19 protein-coding genes and 1 pseudogene are annotated in these 18,223 nt (G+C 47.1%); 13 read left to right on the plus strand and 7 right to left on the minus strand.

Annotated features, from left to right (window positions below; all coding sequences use genetic code 11):
* The first annotated feature begins 292 nt into the window (after nt 1-292).
* The 9 genes from AXFE_RS12530 (at nt 293) to AXFE_RS12570 (ending at nt 7,434) form a co-directional block, all read left to right on the plus strand.
* The gene (locus tag AXFE_RS12530; protein ID WP_052606303.1) at nt 293-1,291 is read left to right on the plus strand and encodes an ABC transporter ATP-binding protein; all 999 of its coding nucleotides are present in this window, start codon (nt 293-295) and stop codon (nt 1,289-1,291) included.
* Entirely contained in the window at nt 1,288-2,541 is a 1,254-nt protein-coding gene (locus tag AXFE_RS12535; RefSeq protein ID WP_052606304.1) for an ABC transporter permease, read from the plus strand. Before AXFE_RS12530 ends, AXFE_RS12535 begins: the two co-directional genes overlap by 4 nt.
* An 81-nt stretch (nt 2,542-2,622) precedes the next feature.
* Entirely contained in the window at nt 2,623-3,561 is a 939-nt protein-coding gene (locus tag AXFE_RS12540; RefSeq protein WP_052606305.1) for a flagellar motor switch protein FliM, read from the plus strand.
* The gene (gene fliN / locus AXFE_RS12545) at nt 3,548-3,883 is read left to right on the plus strand and encodes a flagellar motor switch protein FliN (RefSeq protein ID WP_082058726.1); all 336 of its coding nucleotides are present in this window, start codon (nt 3,548-3,550) and stop codon (nt 3,881-3,883) included. The genes AXFE_RS12540 and fliN overlap by 14 nt, the downstream gene beginning before the upstream one ends.
* A 122-nt stretch (nt 3,884-4,005) precedes the next feature.
* Entirely contained in the window at nt 4,006-4,542 is a 537-nt protein-coding gene (locus AXFE_RS12550) for a flagellar biosynthetic protein FliO (RefSeq protein ID WP_052606306.1), read from the plus strand.
* A 62-nt stretch (nt 4,543-4,604) separates the two neighbouring features.
* The gene (fliP, locus tag AXFE_RS12555; protein ID WP_052606332.1) at nt 4,605-5,252 is read left to right on the plus strand and encodes a flagellar type III secretion system pore protein FliP; all 648 of its coding nucleotides are present in this window, start codon (nt 4,605-4,607) and stop codon (nt 5,250-5,252) included.
* A complete protein-coding gene (gene fliQ, locus AXFE_RS12560) occupies nt 5,249-5,521 on the plus strand; it encodes a flagellar biosynthesis protein FliQ (RefSeq protein ID WP_052606307.1) in 273 nt (90 codons plus the stop codon). Before fliP ends, fliQ begins: the two co-directional genes overlap by 4 nt.
* A gap of 4 nt (nt 5,522-5,525) precedes the next feature.
* Complete coding sequence (locus AXFE_RS12565; RefSeq protein ID WP_052606308.1) at nt 5,526-6,296, plus strand: flagellar biosynthetic protein FliR; 771 nt, start codon at nt 5,526-5,528, stop codon at nt 6,294-6,296.
* Between the two features lie 4 nt (nt 6,297-6,300).
* The gene (locus tag AXFE_RS12570; protein WP_052606309.1) at nt 6,301-7,434 is read left to right on the plus strand and encodes an EscU/YscU/HrcU family type III secretion system export apparatus switch protein; all 1,134 of its coding nucleotides are present in this window, start codon (nt 6,301-6,303) and stop codon (nt 7,432-7,434) included.
* A gap of 538 nt (nt 7,435-7,972) precedes the next feature.
* On the opposite strand, the gene AXFE_RS12575 is transcribed toward AXFE_RS12570, so the two are convergent.
* The gene (locus tag AXFE_RS12575) at nt 7,973-8,989 is read right to left on the minus strand and encodes a glycosyltransferase family 2 protein (RefSeq protein ID WP_052606310.1); all 1,017 of its coding nucleotides are present in this window, start codon (nt 8,987-8,989) and stop codon (nt 7,973-7,975) included.
* A 305-nt stretch (nt 8,990-9,294) separates the two neighbouring features.
* Here AXFE_RS12575 and AXFE_RS12580 point away from each other — a divergent pair, with 305 nt between their 5' ends.
* Genes AXFE_RS12580 through AXFE_RS12590 form a run of 3 tightly spaced genes read left to right on the plus strand, consistent with a single transcriptional unit; the run spans nt 9,295 to nt 13,235 of the window.
* Entirely contained in the window at nt 9,295-11,346 is a 2,052-nt protein-coding gene (locus tag AXFE_RS12580; RefSeq protein WP_052606311.1) for a flagellar biosynthesis protein FlhA, read from the plus strand.
* A complete protein-coding gene (locus tag AXFE_RS12585; protein WP_052606312.1) occupies nt 11,324-12,907 on the plus strand; it encodes a hypothetical protein in 1,584 nt (527 codons plus the stop codon). The genes AXFE_RS12580 and AXFE_RS12585 overlap by 23 nt, the downstream gene beginning before the upstream one ends.
* 16 nt (nt 12,908-12,923) lie before the next feature.
* On the plus strand, nt 12,924-13,235 hold the full coding sequence (locus AXFE_RS12590) for a hypothetical protein (RefSeq protein ID WP_052606313.1): 312 nt from the start codon (nt 12,924-12,926) through the stop codon (nt 13,233-13,235).
* A gap of 308 nt (nt 13,236-13,543) precedes the next feature.
* Here AXFE_RS12590 and AXFE_RS20065 read toward each other — a convergent pair whose 3' ends face one another.
* The 6 genes and pseudogenes from AXFE_RS20065 to AXFE_RS20820 all read right to left on the minus strand — a co-directional run.
* A complete protein-coding gene (locus AXFE_RS20065; RefSeq protein WP_160291852.1) occupies nt 13,544-13,720 on the minus strand; it encodes a hypothetical protein in 177 nt (58 codons plus the stop codon).
* A 139-nt stretch (nt 13,721-13,859) separates the two neighbouring features.
* Nucleotides 13,860-14,717 (minus strand): OmpA/MotB family protein, encoded by an 858-nt coding sequence (locus AXFE_RS12600; RefSeq protein WP_052606315.1) that lies wholly within the window; start codon nt 14,715-14,717, stop codon nt 13,860-13,862.
* Between the two features lie 4 nt (nt 14,718-14,721).
* Nucleotides 14,722-15,519: a flagellar motor protein gene (locus AXFE_RS12605; RefSeq protein WP_052606316.1), complete on the minus strand. Its 798-nt coding sequence runs from the start codon at nt 15,517-15,519 to the stop codon at nt 14,722-14,724.
* A 2-nt stretch (nt 15,520-15,521) separates the two neighbouring features.
* Nucleotides 15,522-15,779 carry a flagellar FlbD family protein gene (locus AXFE_RS12610; protein ID WP_052606317.1) on the minus strand — a complete coding sequence of 86 codons (258 nt, stop codon included), beginning with the start codon at nt 15,777-15,779 and terminating at the stop codon, nt 15,522-15,524.
* 478 nt (nt 15,780-16,257) lie between these two features.
* Nucleotides 16,258-17,535: a flagellar hook protein FlgE gene (locus AXFE_RS12615; RefSeq protein ID WP_052606318.1), complete on the minus strand. Its 1,278-nt coding sequence runs from the start codon at nt 17,533-17,535 to the stop codon at nt 16,258-16,260.
* A 79-nt stretch (nt 17,536-17,614) separates the two neighbouring features.
* Nucleotides 17,615-17,959, minus strand: a pseudogene (locus AXFE_RS20820) (flagellar hook capping FlgD N-terminal domain-containing protein); the annotation flags it as partial.
* Nucleotide 17,960: 1 nt separating this feature from the next.
* Between AXFE_RS20820 and AXFE_RS20825 the strand changes: the two are divergent.
* Nucleotides 17,961-18,206, plus strand: a complete 246-nt coding sequence (locus AXFE_RS20825) for a hypothetical protein (RefSeq protein ID WP_052606320.1) — start codon at nt 17,961-17,963, stop codon at nt 18,204-18,206.
* The last annotated feature ends 17 nt before the right edge of the window (nt 18,207-18,223 follow it).

The raw sequence follows: 18,223 nt of genomic DNA on the forward strand, positions 1-18,223 counted from the left end.
ACAAACTACCGGTCTTTTGTAGAGCCATATTTCACCTGCAATGGATCACTCGGGCCATGGGCGATCGTTCGGGGAAAATTTGGTTCTAGAGCAGAAATCCTAACACTTGGTCTCATTGTTCTATCTCCAATTACTATCACATCACAACACCTTAGAATATGGCCAACCACATTTGCATAGATAGCAATACCTAATTACTCATCTTGAGGAGTAATTAGGTATGAGAAGATTTCCTATAGTTATCCAAATAGATATTAGGTCCTACCAAAGTCAGAGGGGACATTACAAACATATGCTCGATTTGATAGATCTCACCAAGACGTATGGCCAAGTTAAAGCTCTTGATCGAATGACATTTTCCGTTCAACCTGGAGCAGTCTTTGGGTTTCTTGGCCCAAATGGATCTGGCAAAACCACGGCGATGCGATCAATCTTCGGGTTGATCTCGCTTGAGGCCGGCCATGTCCAATGGAAAAACGCACCCATTACGCCCGATGAAATAAGACAATTCGGATATATGCCAGAAGAACGCGGGCTGTACCCCAAAATGTCAGTAATGGATCACCTAGTCTACCTAGGTCGTCTTCATAGCCTATCCACTGAAACCGCTACCAAAAGGGCGCAGGCTCTTATAGACGAATTAGAGGTTAAAGGTGGTGGAAGTGCCAAAGTAGAGTCGTTATCGCTAGGAAACAAACAAAGGACCCAGATTGCAGCGGCGCTCATACATGAGCCCACCCTGTTGGTTATGGATGAGCCATTTTCTGGCCTCGATCCTATCTCGATTGAGGTAGTGCGCGGGATATTTAAAAAATATGCGCAGGAGGGCAAGACTGTACTCTTCTCATCGCATCAGCTAGAAGTGGTCGAGGACCTTTGCGAATCAGTGGCGATAGCTTACCAAGGTCGAATCGTCGCCTGGGATCGGCTCACAACGCTCACAGAGTTAGATAAAGACCTAATCATCAAGGTCCAAGACGATTTAGATGGTAACTATCTAAATCAAATTGATGATATCTCAATTTTAGATAATCATGAGGGCACCTTTCGACTACGCCTCGCACGACCAGAATTGGCTCCAGTCGTATTGCACAGAGCTATGGAGTTCGGGACCTTAGAGCGATACGAAGTCGCGCGAAGACGCCTCTCCGATGTTTTCAAGGAAGCCATCTCAACCTCTGGCCTATCAAATAGCCAATGGGAAACAAGAGATGACTTCGACGAAGACCTAAAATTCAAGGCAGAACACCAAACCGAACTAGGCCACGACCTAAAAGATGAGATCTCATGAAACTGAAACGACCCCAATTCGGGACTTCCTCGCTGGCACTAATCGCTAAGAGAGAAATTAGACAGCGCACCAATTCAAGAGCATTTAGGATAGCAACGATCCTAACGATGCTCGCAGCCTTTGCATATGTTCTGGTACCGCATTTAACCGCATCAAAGGCTGGACCTCAAAGCGTCGGTATCGAATCCTCTGCCCCAAAATCCGTTCTAGAGGCTTTTCAAATCGCCTCAACTGAAATTGGTGTTCACATTCGGATCGAAACCATCGCATCATCCAGCCAACTTGAGAAAGAAGTTCGAAGCCAAGCCATATCCGTTGGCTATTCACCATCAAAGCGATTCCTAATAAATTCCGCCTCTACCTCCTCTTCATCTTACGTTCTAGCCAATAGGACCGCCAATGTTCTTGCAACCATCAACGCACAGGATCAAGCAGGATTGACAAAGAGCCAACTCTATATAATCAATCATCCCGCTCCTTTTTCAATCACCTCCTTAACGCCAAGTAAAGCACCAAATCAGGGAGCGCAAAAAGCTGCGATCTTCGAGTTGATATTAATGTACGTTCTTCTATCCCAATACTCCAGTTGGGTAATGTTTGGAATAATCGAGGAAAAATCGACCCGAGTCATAGAGGTCCTTTTGTCGATCGTACGTCCAATTCAACTATTGACGGGAAAAATTGCTGGGATTGCAGTCGTAGCCCTCATACATGCCACCTTACTGATCCTCTCGCTAATCGTGGGGTTAGCTGTAATTGGAGTGTCGCCGACCAGCGTCGTCTCCGGATCACTCTTGGTCACTGGTCCTATCTGGTTCATCGCAGGTTATGGCTTTTATGCAACTCTCTTTGCTTCGGTAGGATCGATGGTCTCTCGAGTTGAAGATGCCCAAGCTGTTAGTTTCCCATTGGTTCTACCAATGCTTGCCGGCTATGGACTTGGCTTCTTTGAGGTCGCATCGTCCTCTCCCTCGCTATTGGCCAAAGTGCTCGTATTCATCCCTGGGGTATCGCCATTTTTGGCACCGGTTCTTTTTTCTCTTGGAAAAATCTCACTTGCATATTTCATAGGTTCGATTGCAGTTTCAATAATTGCGACTGTCCTAGTCGCACGAATAGGTGCTCGTATCTACATTGCTTCAATTTTGCGAATAGGTGCCCGCGTAAAGTTTTCCGAACTAGGCCCTATGGTTCTAAGACGCTCCAAAGGCCACGACTCTAAAAAACTGCACCAACTACCTCCCCTTTGAATTAGCGACCAACTAAATTTAGGAAATTCCACTCGAGATATTGAAGATTGGTTATGGAAGTGCCGAAAACTATAGATAGGTATGACTCAGACTTCCTTCGACATCGCAAATGTCTCTAAAAAAAATAACAAGCGAGCTCCTAGAAACTTCGACTTTCGCCAGCCGAAGTCTCTAGAGCGTAACCAACTTAGAACCCTCCAATTGATATTGGAGAGCTTTCTAAGGGCAGCTTCGTCGGTCCTATCTGCCAACCTTCGCATGCCATTTCGATTGAACATCGGCGAGTTAGAACAAAAGCCTTGGGAAGATGTAATCACAATTCTTGAAGATCCTGCGTCAATTGCAGTCTTTTCCCTCCCTCCATTGCCGTCAAAGGCTCTATGGCATATGCCAATTGAGCTTGTTATGCGTCTCATCGATATGCGACTTGGCGGAAACGGAAGAGGCGAAAACCCAAGAAGATCTCTAAGCGACTTAGAACGGGTTATCGTTCGAAATCTCATCGAAGAGATGCTTGCCCAATTAATTCCGGCATTCGCCCCAATAACCCAAATTTCAATAGGATCCATCCATCAAGAAGCATCCCTTCAATTTGTTCAGCTTGTATCGCTGTCTGAGATGTGCGTCTTGGCTCAAGTTGAGATGTCAATCTCAAATGACCCGCCAATTCAAACGGCTATCTGCCTACCATTTCCGCTACTTCGTCCCATCACTGACATATTAAACAATCGAGCCAACCCAGTAGAAGACGCGGCCGATACCACCTTAAGCCATGATTTAGAGGCTCGGCTATTTGACATTGAGGTAGAGGCAACGGTGGAATTCGAGCCAACGTCTCTTACCTCACGAGAGATAGTCTCTCTTTCGGTCGGTGACGTGGTGCGATTGAAACATCGAAAAGGTAACCCTCTGAAAATAAAGGTCGATGGAACCTATCTTTACTGGGCTCAACCGACACAGGTCGGTAAACGAGTTGCCTGTCTATTAGTCGAACCGGAGGAGACAAATGACCGACATTAGTACTGACTTTTCCGATACTAATCAAAATGGAAACGAAAACTTTCTTGGGAAGAGACTTGAATCAGACCTTGGTCCGCTAGGGGTTATCCAAAATGTCGAGATGGAGATTACGGTCGAATTGGGTCGCGCCAAGATGTCAGTTCGAGAACTCCTCTCCCTGACAAGCGGCGACGTCGTAGAGCTCGATCGCTTGGCCACCTCCCCAGTGGATGTTCTGGTGAATGGAACCCTAGTAGCCAGAGCAGAGGTAGTCGTCGTAGAAGACGAATTCGGCATACGTATCACCGAAGTGGTCGGCCGAGATGAGCGAAGCGACTCCTAGCCAAGCGAGTCAACTTTATCACTTAATTTTTCTATTACTTTTCAAACACGGAAGAATCCAAACCCTGCCAAGGATCGGCTTATTTAGACATCGCGATATGCGATGTCAGGAGAGTTACTTCAATGAGCATGGTCCTTCTAGCAGCACGAGTTGTTCTTTCCTTGGGAGCGACAATTGGAATCATCCTTCTCTTTTCAAAAATCTACCAAAAGCGAATGGTCAAAGGGACGCGACCCAAGCCCAAGCAGTTGCAGAATCTTGTCATCAAGAGTCGAATAACCATTGGGAAATCGAGCCAGATCGCCCTTGTAGAGTTCGGAGAGCACTCCTTTATCGTTGGAATCACGCCGTCCAACATCTCGTTAATCTCAAAGATAGAGGCCGAATCAAATGATGAAAGCTCCCATGAAGCCTTAGATGCCACAAACCTACTTGTCATGAAACCGCAAAAGCGCCAGGGTGGATATCAAGGTGAAGTTATCGACTTGACTGACGATGCAAATCAGCTCTCTAATAATAGCCTTGAGGATCTGACTGCACAGATCAGACAAAGCCAAGGTCGCTCAGGTACAAAACTTCGATTTGAAGAAGCTCTCGCTACCAAACTCTCCCAGAGCCTATTTAGTGGAACCCAAAGATTCACCAAGGCAAGCCGATGACACCCATTCTCGCAGCCGCCGGTCTCATAACACCGACCACAACAACTCTTCCTACCGTCAGCATCAATCTAGGTAACACCCTCACAAAGCCAAGTCAGAGTATTATTGTCATTCTGCTGTTGAGCCTGCTTTCAATAGCACCATCGCTTCTAATTATGATGACTAGCTTTGTCCGCATTATCATCGTCCTTTCCATTACCAAAAACGCCCTGGGCCTCTCAACGATCCCCCCAAGTCAGGTCCTGACAGGACTTGCCCTATTTATGACATTCTTTATTATGGCGCCAACCTTCACCCAGATTAATAATGTTGCAGTCTCACCGTATCTAAACGGCAAAATATCAGCAGTGACTGCATACAATGACGCCCAGGCGCCCCTGAAGACTTGGATGCTCAAACAAACTCGCACACCCGAGCTAGCGCTCTTTACACAGGTGACAAACCAACATCCCGCAAAGCCACAAGACATCTCAATGAGTGCATTGGTTCCGGCCTTCATGCTCTCTGAGCTCAAGTCTGCCTTCATTATTGGCTTCGTTATCTACATACCTTTTATGATCGTGGATCTGGTGGTCGCATCGATATTGATGTCAATGGGAATGATGATGATACCACCAACACTTATCTCTCTGCCCTTTAAACTTCTTTTATTTGTGCTGGTGGATGGCTGGACCCTGGTGGTTCATGGGCTACTGGTGAGCTTTCGGTGACCGACTCTCAAGTAATAAATATTGCAGGACAAGCACTCTACCTAATTGGCAAGATCGCAGGGCCAGTTATGGTAGCAACCCTTGCAATCGGACTGATCGTCTCCTTTATCCAGGCGATAACGCAGATTCAAGAGCCAACTCTAACTTTTGTTCCAAAACTAGTCGTGGCGGCGGCCGTGCTATTTGTTGGGGGACATTGGATGATCGGCCAATTGATCTCCTTCACCGACTCGCTGTTTTCTCAACTACCTCAGCTACTGGCTGGATGAGACCGTGACGCTCTCTGAAGCATCCTTGCTCTTGTTGCTTGGCGCACTGCTTCGCATCGGAGCATTCGTTGCTGTCGCACCGCCATTTTCATCACAGCAGATCCCGGTCTCAGTTAGAGTCGGTCTCTCCTTGGCGATGGCACTTCCAGCAGCTCATCTCTTGGCAGTTCCAAGTGGGACATTTTCAAACCCCAACTCGACGCTAATCTTTCTGGTTGTACAAGTCGTATTAGGGCTGGCCCTTGGAGTCCTTGTCAACACATTGATATCGGCCTTTTCTAGCGCTGGCTTTCTTAGTGGTCTACTCGGTGGATTTTCACCTCCGCCTCAATTAGACCCACTGAGTTTAAACCAAAACTCTGGACTTGGCATCTTGTACGAGATGATCGCACTTATGCTCTTATTCACCTCAGGTGCCTACCTATTTATTCTAAAAGGACTATTTGTATCACTGAAGATCGCGATGCCAACCCACATCTCATCCTCTGCGATTAGTCAACTAGTTATTAACAACTTCTCGACCTTCTTCGGAGCGACCCTGCAGATAGCAGCGCCAATTGCAGCGGTGGCCTTTACGGTCCAAATACTCTTATCCATCCTCTCTAAGGTCTCACCTTCGATCTCTATCTATGCACTCTCATTTCCCATTCAAATCTTGGCAACAATCCTGGTCGTCTCCTTGGTAATTTCGAATCTTCCTGGCTTTGTACAACTAATTAGTGGTGACTCGGTAACGACGATGATGAACTTCATGCGTTTGATCAACGGGGGGTGACCAGATGGCCGCCGACAAGAAGAGTAAGACTGAAAAACCCACCGCTAAACGAATCAAAAAGGCGAGATCTGAGGGTAGTGTAGCAAAATCTCCGGAATTATTTTCATGGTTTTCACTTTTAGCAGCGACGATTCTGATGCCAATCCTATTGGGACCTGCCGAACAAAAGATCGAGGTGCTCTTTTATACAATTCCTCGCGTAACCCTGAATCCAACGACAACAAGCACAACGGCCATGCTCAGCGATGGATTCAGCGCATTCGTATTGATTGTGGGTCCGATAATTGGAGGAGCAGCCCTTGTTGCTATCATCATTTCGGTTGCTCAAACGGGATTTGGTCTCTTCTATAAATCTATAACCCCTAAACTCTCCAAAGTCTCGCCCCTCAAGGGCATCAAGAAGATCTTTTCCCCATCTGGCCTCACAGAAGTGCTAAAGAGTTTTGTCAAGCTAGTTGTCGTGGTTGGGCTTGGCTATTCACAGGTTCATGGCCTCACATCTTTGCTCTCCACAAATTCAAATCTGGCAATTGGAAGCGTTACAACTGAAACGGCCGGTATTGTCCTAGGAGCTGCCAGAATGATAGCAGGATTTGGTCTAGTAATAGCCGTAGCCGACTATGCCCGTCAGAAAAAAATGCTTACCAAAAGCTTAAAGATGACCAAACAAGAGGTCAAAGAGGAAAACAAAGACGATCAAGGCGATCCAACCGTAAAAGGTAGAATCAGAAGAATGCAGATGCAAATGTCCAGGCAGAGGATGATGGCTGCAATAGCAAAATCAACTGTTGTGGTGGTAAATCCAACCCACTTTGCAGTCGCCCTCTCTTACAACCCCAAGATCTCACCGGCGCCTAGGGTCGTAGCCAAAGGAAAAGATAACATAGCGCTCCTGATAAAGGAACGAGCAAGCCAAAATCATGTTCCGATCGTTCGCGACGCACCATTAGCTCGCGCACTCTATGTTTCCACGAAGATTGACGATCAAATTCCATTTGTGCTTTATAAGGCCGTTGCTAAGCTGATCGCATTCGTCTTCAAGCTATCTGCCTTTGCTAAAAGCCAAGAGATGAGCCACACAACTCCGAGCGCAGAGATCCCCAATGAACTATTAATCAAAGCGGATTCAATTGCCTAGGCGACACCTCTATGGGCAACCAACTATCGCGATTGGCACTGGAGGTAGGCAAAAGATCGATCTAAAGAGCGTCCAAGAGGGCTAACCTACTATCACATCGATTTGAAATATCACGGATCAAATTGAGATATCGCTACGTGAAGTAAAAGCCCCTAGAACCCAGACTATCTATAGTCGACCTATAGTCGACCTATAGTCGACTAACCAGAGCTCGCCTAGGTCCGTCCATTCAAAAAGATTGTCTCTTTGGGATCGTCTCTTTGGGATCGTCTCTTTAAAGCAAGCGAGGCGGCCAAAGTGCCGTCCTTAGAAAAAGAATCAAACGAAATCTAAAACCAAAGATCGACTTCTACCTCAGGTCAACAAAGTCTCGACTTTCAATCAAAGTTAGTTCGAGGGGGCTCAACGCTAAAGGCAAAAACGCTCTACGGCAAATAAATTGACCTTGGTCACAAGGCCTCAGATTCCTCTATTTACTTTGGCGCTGTAATCGGGTGCTTATCTCTGCCTGGTTGATTCAGTCCCTTTTTCAAAGACTCTATCCTGTGGACTCCTCAAGTTCACTGAGTGCAAGACAGAGCGAGCGAAATTCTACTACCCGAGCTCGATCGAACTCACACCCCGAAGGATCGATGACTTGGTCCACGCCTTCTAGAAAGTCCAATGCATCGTGTGGTTGACCGGCTTGAGCCAAAGCCTGGGCGCACAACCAATTGCAATATCGCTCTTCACCACCACGCTGGCGTAGCGAGATCGCCAAGCTTATGCAATAGCGGAACCTTCCAAGGGCAAGATATTGGCGTGCTAGAAAGTCAGTAGCGCACATCCAAAGTTGCGGGTCTCTAGCGGTGCCCCGAGCTTGCTCAAAATATTCACAAGACTCTTCTCTACGGCCTAAAGTGACTAAACTGCGCCCAACTTCGAAGGCCTTTTGCGCAAGGAGGTTTTGATCGAACGAGAACTCTTGGTGATCTAACAAGTCACGAAGAGCCAGGGTATAATTTCGCTCACCTTTAACCAAACAATCATCCTCATTTTGATAGCCAACGTCAATAATCTTCATTATCGACGACTCCAAAAAAGAGACCACTGGTTCAAAGCCATCTGGGGTCAAAACCTTCTCATGAACCCGATTAAACCAGCGAAGTTCCGTCCTGGTAAAGAGCCGTGGAGCTCGAAAAGAGTAATCTCCTCCAAAGCTAGTTGCGCTTTTCACTTCTATATCAATCAAATAAGCTTGAGTACCTCTTGGATATCTAAGCGCAAAGTCCAAAGCGTCCCAATTTACTTCCACCCATTCGTCTGCATCGATGCTCAAAATCCACTCCGACGAGGCGAGATCTAGCGCTGCATTTCTGGCGAGGGCAAAGTCGTCTTTCCAGGAGACCGAAAAAACCTTGGCACCAAAACCCTGCGCAATCTCAACTGTACGATCATTCGAACCGGTATCTACGACCACGATCTCATCGACATGGCCATAGACAGAGCTCAGACACCTCTCCAGGTGGATCTCTTCATTTTTTGTTATAAGACATGCGCTTATGGTCTTGACCATATTTTAATTATTCGACCTAACAACGAGGAGACTTGAATAGCATTTAACGGCGACGATTTAGATCGCGATCCTAGCCATTTTGCCCTTCTGCGGCTGGTGCACCTTGGTTGGATTCCAACTGGCCCGACCCAAGAGATAAAATACATTGATTGATCGCCAACTCTAGCAATCGAAGACGAAGCTCAAAGTAAATCAAGTAAAAATTTTAGTCAGACCTTCAAGCTGTCGAAAATTATTGAAAGCCAGGACGGCTCTTTGGAACTTAACCATGATGGTTGCGTAAGAACGCGATGTGAGGATAAGTCTTGAAGGCTGGTAAATGGACGCTCTTTGGTGTTCCCTTGGCAATCGTAGCGATCGTTGTCATGTTGGTGGTACCTATACCATCGATACTTTTGGACATCTTGATATCTATCAACATAACCTTTGCCGTGCTCGTGCTAATGATGGCGATACGAGTGAAATCAGTCTTGGAATTTTCTGCCTTTCCATCGGTCTTGCTCATCGCTACGGTCTTTCGCCTTGCGCTCAATATAAGCGCCACACGCCTAGTTCTCCTGCATGGATTCGCTGGATCCGTTATTGAAAGTTTTGGCCACTTTGTCGTCGGTGGCTCGATCGTTGTCGGCCTAGTAATCTTCTTTATCCTCTTCATCATCCAGTTCGTTGTAATTACAAATGGTGCCGGAAGAGTCGCTGAAGTCGCAGCTCGATTCACACTCGATGCAATGCCTGGAAAGCAGATGGCAATCGACGCCGACCTAAATGCAGGCCACATCAATGAGGCTGAAGCACGATTGAGAAGAGAAAAGATCTCAAAAGAGGCTGACTTCTACGGAGCTATGGATGGCGCATCGAAGTTTGTAAAAGGCGATGCCATCGCAGCCGTCATAATCACGATGATAAACCTTATAGGTGGATTTACCGTAGGCGTACTACAGAATCATCTTGGGCTCACTCAGGCGATTTCTACCTACTCGCTCCTGAGCGTTGGAGACGGTTTAGTCTCACAGATTCCGGCTCTATTGCTCTCAGTTTCAACTGGCCTTATCGTAACCAGATCAGCTGGAGAAAACGACTTTGGTTTAGACCTACTATCGCAATTCAAATCTCAAAAACATGCTATGACCATGGCTGGAGGTATCATCGCCGGCCTTGGAATCCTCCCAGGACTTCCGAAGCTCCCATTTATACTCGTTGGTTCAGTTGTCTATATAATTGGTCGTCGAAACAACGCACAAGCTGACGCTAGCGCCAAGGTGGAAAAAGAAGAGCCAAAGGTAATAGCTCCGCTTCCACTTGACACCCCAGAAGCCCTTATGAACACTATGAAGGTGGAACCTCTCACTCTGGAACTTGCAATTGATCTTTTGGATCTATTGGATACTCCCATGGGTGGCGACCTTTTGGATCGCGTTCGAGGCCTTCGTCGCAAGATTGCAAATGAACTAGGGCTTGTCCTCCCACCGGTAAGAACTAGAGACAACATAGAGCTAGCCATGACTGAATATGCGATCTCAGTCCATGAAGTACAAGTCGCAAAAGGACGAGCCCCTCAAGGGCGATCTCTAGCAATCGGAGGCGATCTCCATCTAATCCCGGGCGAGATGGATAAAGAACCAGTCTTTGGCCTTGAGGCCAAGTGGATCCCCTCTTCAATGAAGCAACAGGCCATGATGATGGGTGCGACAGTTGTCGACCGCTCGTCAGTAATTACCACCCACCTCTCCGAGGTGGTAAAACGTCACGCAGGCGAACTACTCTCACGACAACAAGTCAAAGAACTCATAGACGCTATCAAAAAAGGAAATGAGGCGGTTGTAGAGGAGTTGGGAGCAGCTGGCATAAACCTCTCGGAAGTACAGCGAACCCTAAAAGATATCCTCGACGAAGGCGTCCCGATTCGCGATCTCACACGAATCTTAGAAGCTATCACCGAAAGAGCTCGTGTGAGTCGCGATCCCGATAACCTCCTCGAAGCCGCAAGAGTGGCGCTTGGCCCGTCGATAGTCTCACTAAAACTCACCGATGGCGAGCTGCCTATGATCACACTGGACGGCCTTGTAACCACGCATTTGATGGAAACGCTCAAAATTACAGAGGCTGGTCTGACCCTTGGAGCCGACCCCACATATGTTAGACGAGTTGTCGACGAGGTGGGAGCGATATTTGCAGACTCAGAAACCAAGGGAAAGTCCCCGGTTCTAGTCGTCCAACCCAAGCTTAGGGCAGCGACCTACCGAACCATACACCCTCTAATACCTCGATTAAGCGTCATTTCGACCGCCGAACTGGGTGGTTCATACCGCCCCAATCTGATAGGAGTAGTGAGCCTTGTCAACGCTTCAGCAATTTGAGGGTGAATCCCTCGAGCTCCTGATTCTCAATGTGAAGAATCAATGGGGCTCCGCCGCAAAGATTATAAAAGCCGAAAAGATTAAGCCAGCGGGATTAAAGTCGCTGGTCTACAAAGAGAGATTCTCCATTCTCGTTGAAATCTCCGACAATCCCAACTTCTCAAATGCTTTAGTTGAAGACCGTTTTCGTGCGGAATCAGCCCGTCTAAGAGAAGATACTCTCGTTCGAGATCCTGCTGAATTTGCGGTACGACTAGCACGTGCATACGGAGAGGTCGCCCCATCGCAGCCCCAGTCACCTTCGACCTCTCTTCCGTTTCCAAATTTAAAGGTATCTTCGAACCCATCACAGCACCTCTTGGACGATCCATCCGATCCGGATAAACGAACGCTTCGCTCAAATTCAAAAGGAGCAAAAAAGACAAAGACGCCAAAAGAGGTTACCACTCCCCTTTGGACTCGCCTATCGAAAAAGTTCGATGGCGAAGCTGAAGCTAACGCCCCAACCAATGACAACTTTGAGTTGGACCTCACCAAAGAGAACAAATCTCCTAAGGCTAGCAAAAATGATCTGGCCTTTGACTTCTCCAGCGAACTCAGCCAAGCATATCTAGGAAGCGATGCCTCAAACGATGAACTCTCAAATGAATATCTAGTCTCTAGAAGCTCCAATAGCTCCTACGATTATTTGGAAGACGACCTCTCCCTTGAACTTCTCGATGACATCTCAAATAATGCGGCAGCACAAGCCACCCCGTCGTCCTATCGAATTTCTCCCGAAAAAGAACAAATAATAGACCTTCGAACTCTGAGTGCTTTTGAGCCCAAGACCCCTTTTGAGCCCAAGACCCCACCAGAACCCGAACTTCTGCGTGGGAATGTAATCGAATTAGACGACCTTCGTCAAATTAGAGACAACAACTCCGCTCACGATACGAAGTCCGATCCTATAACTTGGCTCGAAGCTCGAATCAACAGCCTCACACAGGGCCTAGCTGCCGACATAAACGAACAAAGCCGCCCACCGAGCCCAAACGGAACTCTAAATCAAAGTCGAGATGGAACTCTAAACTCTCCTTCGCTGGCTGCCCTAAGAACGATTTTCATAGGCGAGAAAAGGCAGATCCGCAAAGGTTCCTACCAGCTTTTAGATCTTATTGAATCAGAATATCGGATGGAGAGTCCTTCACTCTTTCTTGCTGTGGCTACAATCGAGCAGATCAACAACCTCTTTGGACAAATTGAAACCTCTAATTCTCCAATGACAATTGCAATGGAGATCGACGAAGAATCGCTAAACCCGACAGAAGTGGCCTTTGTACGTCGCGAACTTGGCCTTCCATCTACATATCTATTTTGTGATCCACGGTGGTCTAATGCCTACGTCAATCATCTAGCTAGAGAACTCGGTGGCAAAAGCGCAATGACGCTCGTCTTTTTGAGCAACTCGCCTGGCTTTGACGCAAACAACTTCGACCTGCCAGTTCTGAACCTGGCAACAAATCAAGCCGGTCGAGTTGTTCCAACCAAGATGACCAGGTCGCAAAGTAACCCTGATTGATAGGAGGCGAGACTCGATGCACTTTCGACCAAAACTAACATTGGCAGCATCTGCTGCGATTACCTTTCCGGCCTTTTCGTCTTATAGTGCGGGCTTCATCTCCCTCAACGACCTTCTTGGCCGTGCATTAATCTCAATTGCGGTCTCGTTTGTTGGGGTTACCCTTCTTTCGTATGTACTTGCGATCTTTACTGCTCAATCCTTGGAAAGTATAGAACTCTTAGATGCCAAGGAGAAGGAAAACAAAGGCGATAATGTGGTGCCTGCCAAACTCGCCTTAGAGGAGATAAACCAACAGACCTCTCAGCCACCACCTGCCATTGGCTAAAAGAGCTAATTTAGAACCTATCGACAACTACGCCATGGCTTCAATCTAAAGAGCATTGTCTCTTTAGATTGAAGCCATGGCGTAGTCAATTTAGTTAACTGATTTAGTTCCATTGCGCCTCACCTTTGCGCCTCACCTTTGCGCCTCGTCCATCATCGGCTATCTCAAATGAATCTGCGGAAATCGATCCCTAAATCGATCTTCTCCCAAAATGCTAAAGATAGCTAACTAGCTGGACCCTATCAAAGGGTAAAAACATGGTCTTGGATCGTCAAGAAGACAAGAGACGAAAAGAGAAAAGGAAGAGATCAAACAACTGCGATAGCGCAGATAGACTCTGCAAAATCAATTTGGAGGTTGCGACCTACGGTACCAATTCGAATCGTGTCTGTGTCCCAATCCCTGGCAACAATCCTGGTCGTCTCCGTGCCAATTGCGCCTGGAGGGTCTTGAACTTTGTAGCCGACCATGAGAAAGTCAATCACAGCTCCAGCTCATATGTTCAGTCGCAGCGCTTTGGTCACACTAACAATGAGGACCCGAGCTCAATGAATCTCTTTATAGATCTATTCACAAAAATGCAGAAATCAACATTCGCTCATGATATCCAGTAGCGCGAGTCAGCTAACCTAGATTCGGAAGCGTAGTCAAGGTCGGCGCTAAAGAGGTGGCCGTAGAAGAGAGACTCGTCGATATCGTCGTGTTGAGGATCAAGATATCAACTCGTCGATTTTCCATCATGTTAGCTGGGGTGGTATTTGGAAGCAATGGCCGGGTGGATCCATATCCAGTTGCGCTCAAGCGCGAAGCCAAAATATGATCGTTCTTCACTAAATACTCAAGCACGTTCACGGCACGCATGGCCGATAATTCCATATTAGAGCTGTAAGGTCCTCCTACAATTGGCTGGTTATCGGTGTTACCTTGAATAACTACATTATTTGGAATCGGTGCAATCACCGAGGCGACGGCATCCAAAATCTTGGTTCCACCAGGCTGAACGTTGGCAGAATCAACGGCGAAAAATACCTTATCCGTCAGAATCCTAACAATAACTCCTTGGGAGCTTGTCAAAACACTTACCGAAGAAGAAAGTCCAGATGACGCGATCGATCTGCTCAACTGGCGTTCTAAGCTAACAGTCGCATTAGAGGAGCTCGAATTTGATGAGGACGAGATCGTAGCCTTAGCTGACGAATTGCCAGGACTCGATATAAGTGAATTCGCTTGTAAAATTCCAGTTCCTCCCGCTTGTAGGGAGTTTATTTGAGGAGAAAATGCAGAGATCACACCAGTCCTAAATTCATTAAATTTCTTTACACTGATAGAACTCATAGCAAAAAGAACCACAAATAGAGCAAGCAAAAGAGTAATCATATCGGCATATGTCAGTAGCCAACGTTCAGAGTGCTCACCAACTTCTTCCTCGTGCTTTTTCTTTCCTCGATGAAGTGCAGGAGCAGTATGTCCCTTAACGCTCATCTTTTTATGCTGCCTTCTTCTTAGAAGCCGCTTTTGCAGCTTCAAGCGCTTCTCGGTCTTTTGGCGCCAAATAGGTCAAGAGTTGCTGTTCGACAATTCGAGGAGCAGATCCCTCTTGAATTGCCAATATCCCATCAAGAGTCAATTGCTTGGCTTTGACTTCTAACTCTCCCATGCGATGAAGTTTGCCTTCGATTGGAAGCCAGATCACATTAGCAGTCATAACACCCCAAAGGGTTGCGGTAAAGGCTGCCGAAATTGCGGGCCCTAGAGTGCTAGGGTTAGAAAGGTTCTGCAGAACATGGACCAAGCCCATAACTGTTCCCAAAATACCAATCGTAGGTGCATATCCTCCCATGTCCTTGAAGATCTTTCCCGCAGCCTTATGCCGTGCCTTCATCGAGTCGATATCGCCCTCTAAAATCATCCGAATTACCTCCGGATCGGAGCCATCCACAACCATTTGAAGGCCCTTTTTCATAAAGGGATCCTCTATGTCTTTTGCCGCAGATTCCAGCACTAATAGGCCTTCCTTGCGTGCAACCTCTGCGTATTTGACTAAATCGGCTATCGACTCCTCTGCCACTGGAGCCTTTGCTAACATTGCAGATTTGATTCCACCGATCAACATAGACATATCTTTAAGACGGACCGTCGCCATAGTAACGCCGATCGTGCCTCCAAAGATCAAAAGCATTGAAGACGGAGCGATCAGCGATGCAGGATTGCCCCCGTCCATTATCATCGAAACCATAATTGCCACTAAGGCAACTCCAATTCCGATTGGTGTTGCGAAATCCATTTCTACCCCTCTTGGTCAGGTCCTATAACCAGTCGAAGTGCGGGAGAGGGCTCTCCGGTGCGTCCCAAATATGCAGCCTCTGCCAAAACAGATGCCTGAAAGGTACGAACCCCAGCAACGATCTCATCGACGCTCTCTCGAACAACGTAATGAGTCCCGTCACTCAGCATTATCACGGTATCAGGGTTAGCCTCAACGCGTTGTATGAGATCCGAATTGATGACCATCTTCTCACCATTCAATCGAGTTAGATTAATCATCTATAAGTTTCCTTTTCGAACATCTCCCGACAATTCCAACACCTAGAGTGTCGGCACTCTAGGTGGCTAATTTAAAGAAATCAATAAATAAATAACGCAATGCTCAAGATCATCGAAATTACAATCTGAAGATTTCCTCAATTGCGTTCGACCAAAAAGGCTGGGGTCCGAGGCAAATAGTGTTTTATTGGATAATCCAAAAATCGATAGATACATTAAACGATGGTGTCTTCGCTATCTCATTTGACACCAATAGTTTCAGGGGTATCGCCTCATGGGGCTGCCCTTTAATCGGTTGAACTATATCTGTTATAGACAATGGAAGTTTCTGACACAACGATCGAGTAGCACGCATATCTTGACTGCTCACGGCATATCCGAAGGCAAAAACATGGGCACCAGGTTCACAGTTACCCGGTGCCCATTTGGCGGATTCGTCGAAGAAAAAGTGATGAATTTATTTATTCAAGGTGGTCAGCTACATCTGAACCAACGACTGAAGGACCATGGAAGTTGTTGAAACCACTTTAGTGTCAGCCTGGTAGGCAGTTTGGGCGACTATCAGGTTCGATAGTTCAGTTCCAAGGCTGACGTTAGAGTTTTCCAAAGAACCACCTAGAAGTTGCCCTCGACCACCAGTACCAGGAGTACCAAGTTGGGCAGTTCCAGAGTTCAAGGTGGATTGATAATTTAGATTACCCACCTTGGTTAGGCCATTTTCATTGGCAAAGTTTGCCATTGCGATAACTCCCAAAGATTGCGTCTTACCGTTTGCATAAGTACCAGTTACCGTCCCGTCAGACCCAATGGAGAAGTTCTGCAAGGTTCCAGAAGGATATCCATCTTGAGAAGCAACCGCTATCGTACTTGATCCAGAAAACTGAGTTACAGCCCCTGTCGTCCCAGCGGCCGGAAAGTCCAAATTCATTCCCGCCGTCGGCACGCTATAGGATGTTGGAAAACCCGTCAACGGTATTGGAGTCGTTGACGTCATTTGCCCGGTGGTCGGAACAAAGGTAATCGTACCGCTCCCTAGGGAGGTGGTGCCTCCCGTTGTACTTCCTGGCGTCGGCGTGGTTACCTTTACGCCATAGCTATCTGCCGTCCCCGATGTGGCTGTAAATGTAACCGTAATTGGTATCTGATTGCCAAGGCTATCATACGCTGTAGTCGTAGCTGTATAGCTTGGCTGCGTGGTAACCGTAGCTCCGTTCCAAGCAGGGAGGTTTCCCCCCAAGGTTATATTCGCTGTAGCTGCTGGATTTGCAGCTTGGCCCTGAGGTATTGATAGGGGCCCTGTCGGTCCTGTAGTTAAGATAGTACCCCCTGCAGTCGTTGGGGACCAGCCTTGGATCAGTGCTCCAGTTTGAGTAACGAGCTGACCGTTGGCATCAAGCTTCAAATTACCAGCTCTGGTGTAGTAAGTTTGGCCATTTTGTTGAGCTACCAAGAAGCCCGTTCCTTGAATTGCAACGTCAGTCGGACTTCCGGTTTGAACATTTGTACCTTCAGTAAAATTAGTACTTGTGCTACTGACACGAACACCGCTACCGACAAAGATTGGGTTTACGCCACCCGTTACTCCAGTCTGCGGCGCTCCAGCAGGAGCTACCTGCTGATTTAAAAGGTCTGCGAACTGGACACTTGTGTCTTGGTATCCAACCGTATTGACGTTTGCAATGTTGTTACCGACATTATCAAGCATTGTCTGTGCGGCATCTATTCCTGATATAGCAGCGGATAAAGAACGAGTCATTCGGCTTGCCTTTCTAATTTAATTGTTGGTCGAATTGAAATACTTATGATTAATAAATGGATAACTAAGAGAGCAAGATCTAAGAGACTGAGCTGACGCTTGCGAGTGGCACGGATTGAGAACCAACATTTAAATTTGGCCCACTTGCTGTTACGGAGACAGAAGATACCAAACCCGAAAAAGGTGTTCCATTGGATAATGTACCCGAAACCGTCTTACCGATCATCGACGTCGACGCCATCACCCCCATCTCCTGGTTCGTTTGAGCTGACGATGTTTGAACCGCTTGAAGCGCCTGAACCATCGTAAGTTGTGCAGTTTGAGTTACAAAGGTAGTCGGATTTGTTGGATTCAGGGGGTTTTGATTCTGCAGCTGTGCGACTAATAGTTGCAAAAACTCACTCGAATTCATCGAAGCAATCGCATTGGTCGAAGTTGCACTCGAACCACCCGACGAGGACGAACTTGGTGTCGTCGAAGTGGATGACGTAGTAGGCGTCGTCGTAGAAGTACTGGTAGGCGTGGTACTGGTAGGCGTCGTCGAGGTTGAAGTGGTGGTTGTGGGTGATGCGATCGAGCTAAAGGTCGGCATCGCAGGTGGGATGATCGGTGGTATCGCCGGTATCGATGAAATAGATGACATTAATTTCCTTCTCTCAAAAAATAGATAGTTCTCTCATTAGTCACT

Origin of the sequence: Acidithrix ferrooxidans (assembly GCF_000949295.1) — a bacterium.
GTDB lineage: Bacteria > Actinomycetota > Acidimicrobiia > Acidimicrobiales > Acidimicrobiaceae > Acidithrix > Acidithrix ferrooxidans.

Excerpts from the sequence above, each read along its gene's own strand:
- AXFE_RS12530 (WP_052606303.1), top strand. The coding sequence starts at position 293 with ATGCTCGATTTGATAGATCTCACCAAGACGTATGGCCAAGTTAAAGCT.
- AXFE_RS12535 (WP_052606304.1), top strand. The coding sequence starts at position 1,288 with ATGAAACTGAAACGACCCCAATTCGGGACTTCCTCGCTGGCACTAATC.
- AXFE_RS12540 (WP_052606305.1), top strand. The coding sequence starts at position 2,623 with ATGACTCAGACTTCCTTCGACATCGCAAATGTCTCTAAAAAAAATAAC.
- fliN (WP_082058726.1), top strand. The coding sequence starts at position 3,548 with ATGACCGACATTAGTACTGACTTTTCCGATACTAATCAAAATGGAAAC.
- AXFE_RS12550 (WP_052606306.1), top strand. The coding sequence starts at position 4,006 with ATGAGCATGGTCCTTCTAGCAGCACGAGTTGTTCTTTCCTTGGGAGCG.
- AXFE_RS12570 (WP_052606309.1), top strand. The coding sequence starts at position 6,301 with ATGGCCGCCGACAAGAAGAGTAAGACTGAAAAACCCACCGCTAAACGA.
- AXFE_RS12575 (WP_052606310.1), bottom strand. The coding sequence starts at position 8,989 with ATGGTCAAGACCATAAGCGCATGTCTTATAACAAAAAATGAAGAGATC.
- AXFE_RS12590 (WP_052606313.1), top strand. The coding sequence starts at position 12,924 with ATGCACTTTCGACCAAAACTAACATTGGCAGCATCTGCTGCGATTACC.
- AXFE_RS12600 (WP_052606315.1), bottom strand. The coding sequence starts at position 14,717 with ATGAGCGTTAAGGGACATACTGCTCCTGCACTTCATCGAGGAAAGAAA.
- AXFE_RS12605 (WP_052606316.1), bottom strand. The coding sequence starts at position 15,519 with ATGGATTTCGCAACACCAATCGGAATTGGAGTTGCCTTAGTGGCAATT.
- AXFE_RS12610 (WP_052606317.1), bottom strand. The coding sequence starts at position 15,779 with ATGATTAATCTAACTCGATTGAATGGTGAGAAGATGGTCATCAATTCG.
- AXFE_RS12615 (WP_052606318.1), bottom strand. The coding sequence starts at position 17,535 with ATGACTCGTTCTTTATCCGCTGCTATATCAGGAATAGATGCCGCACAG.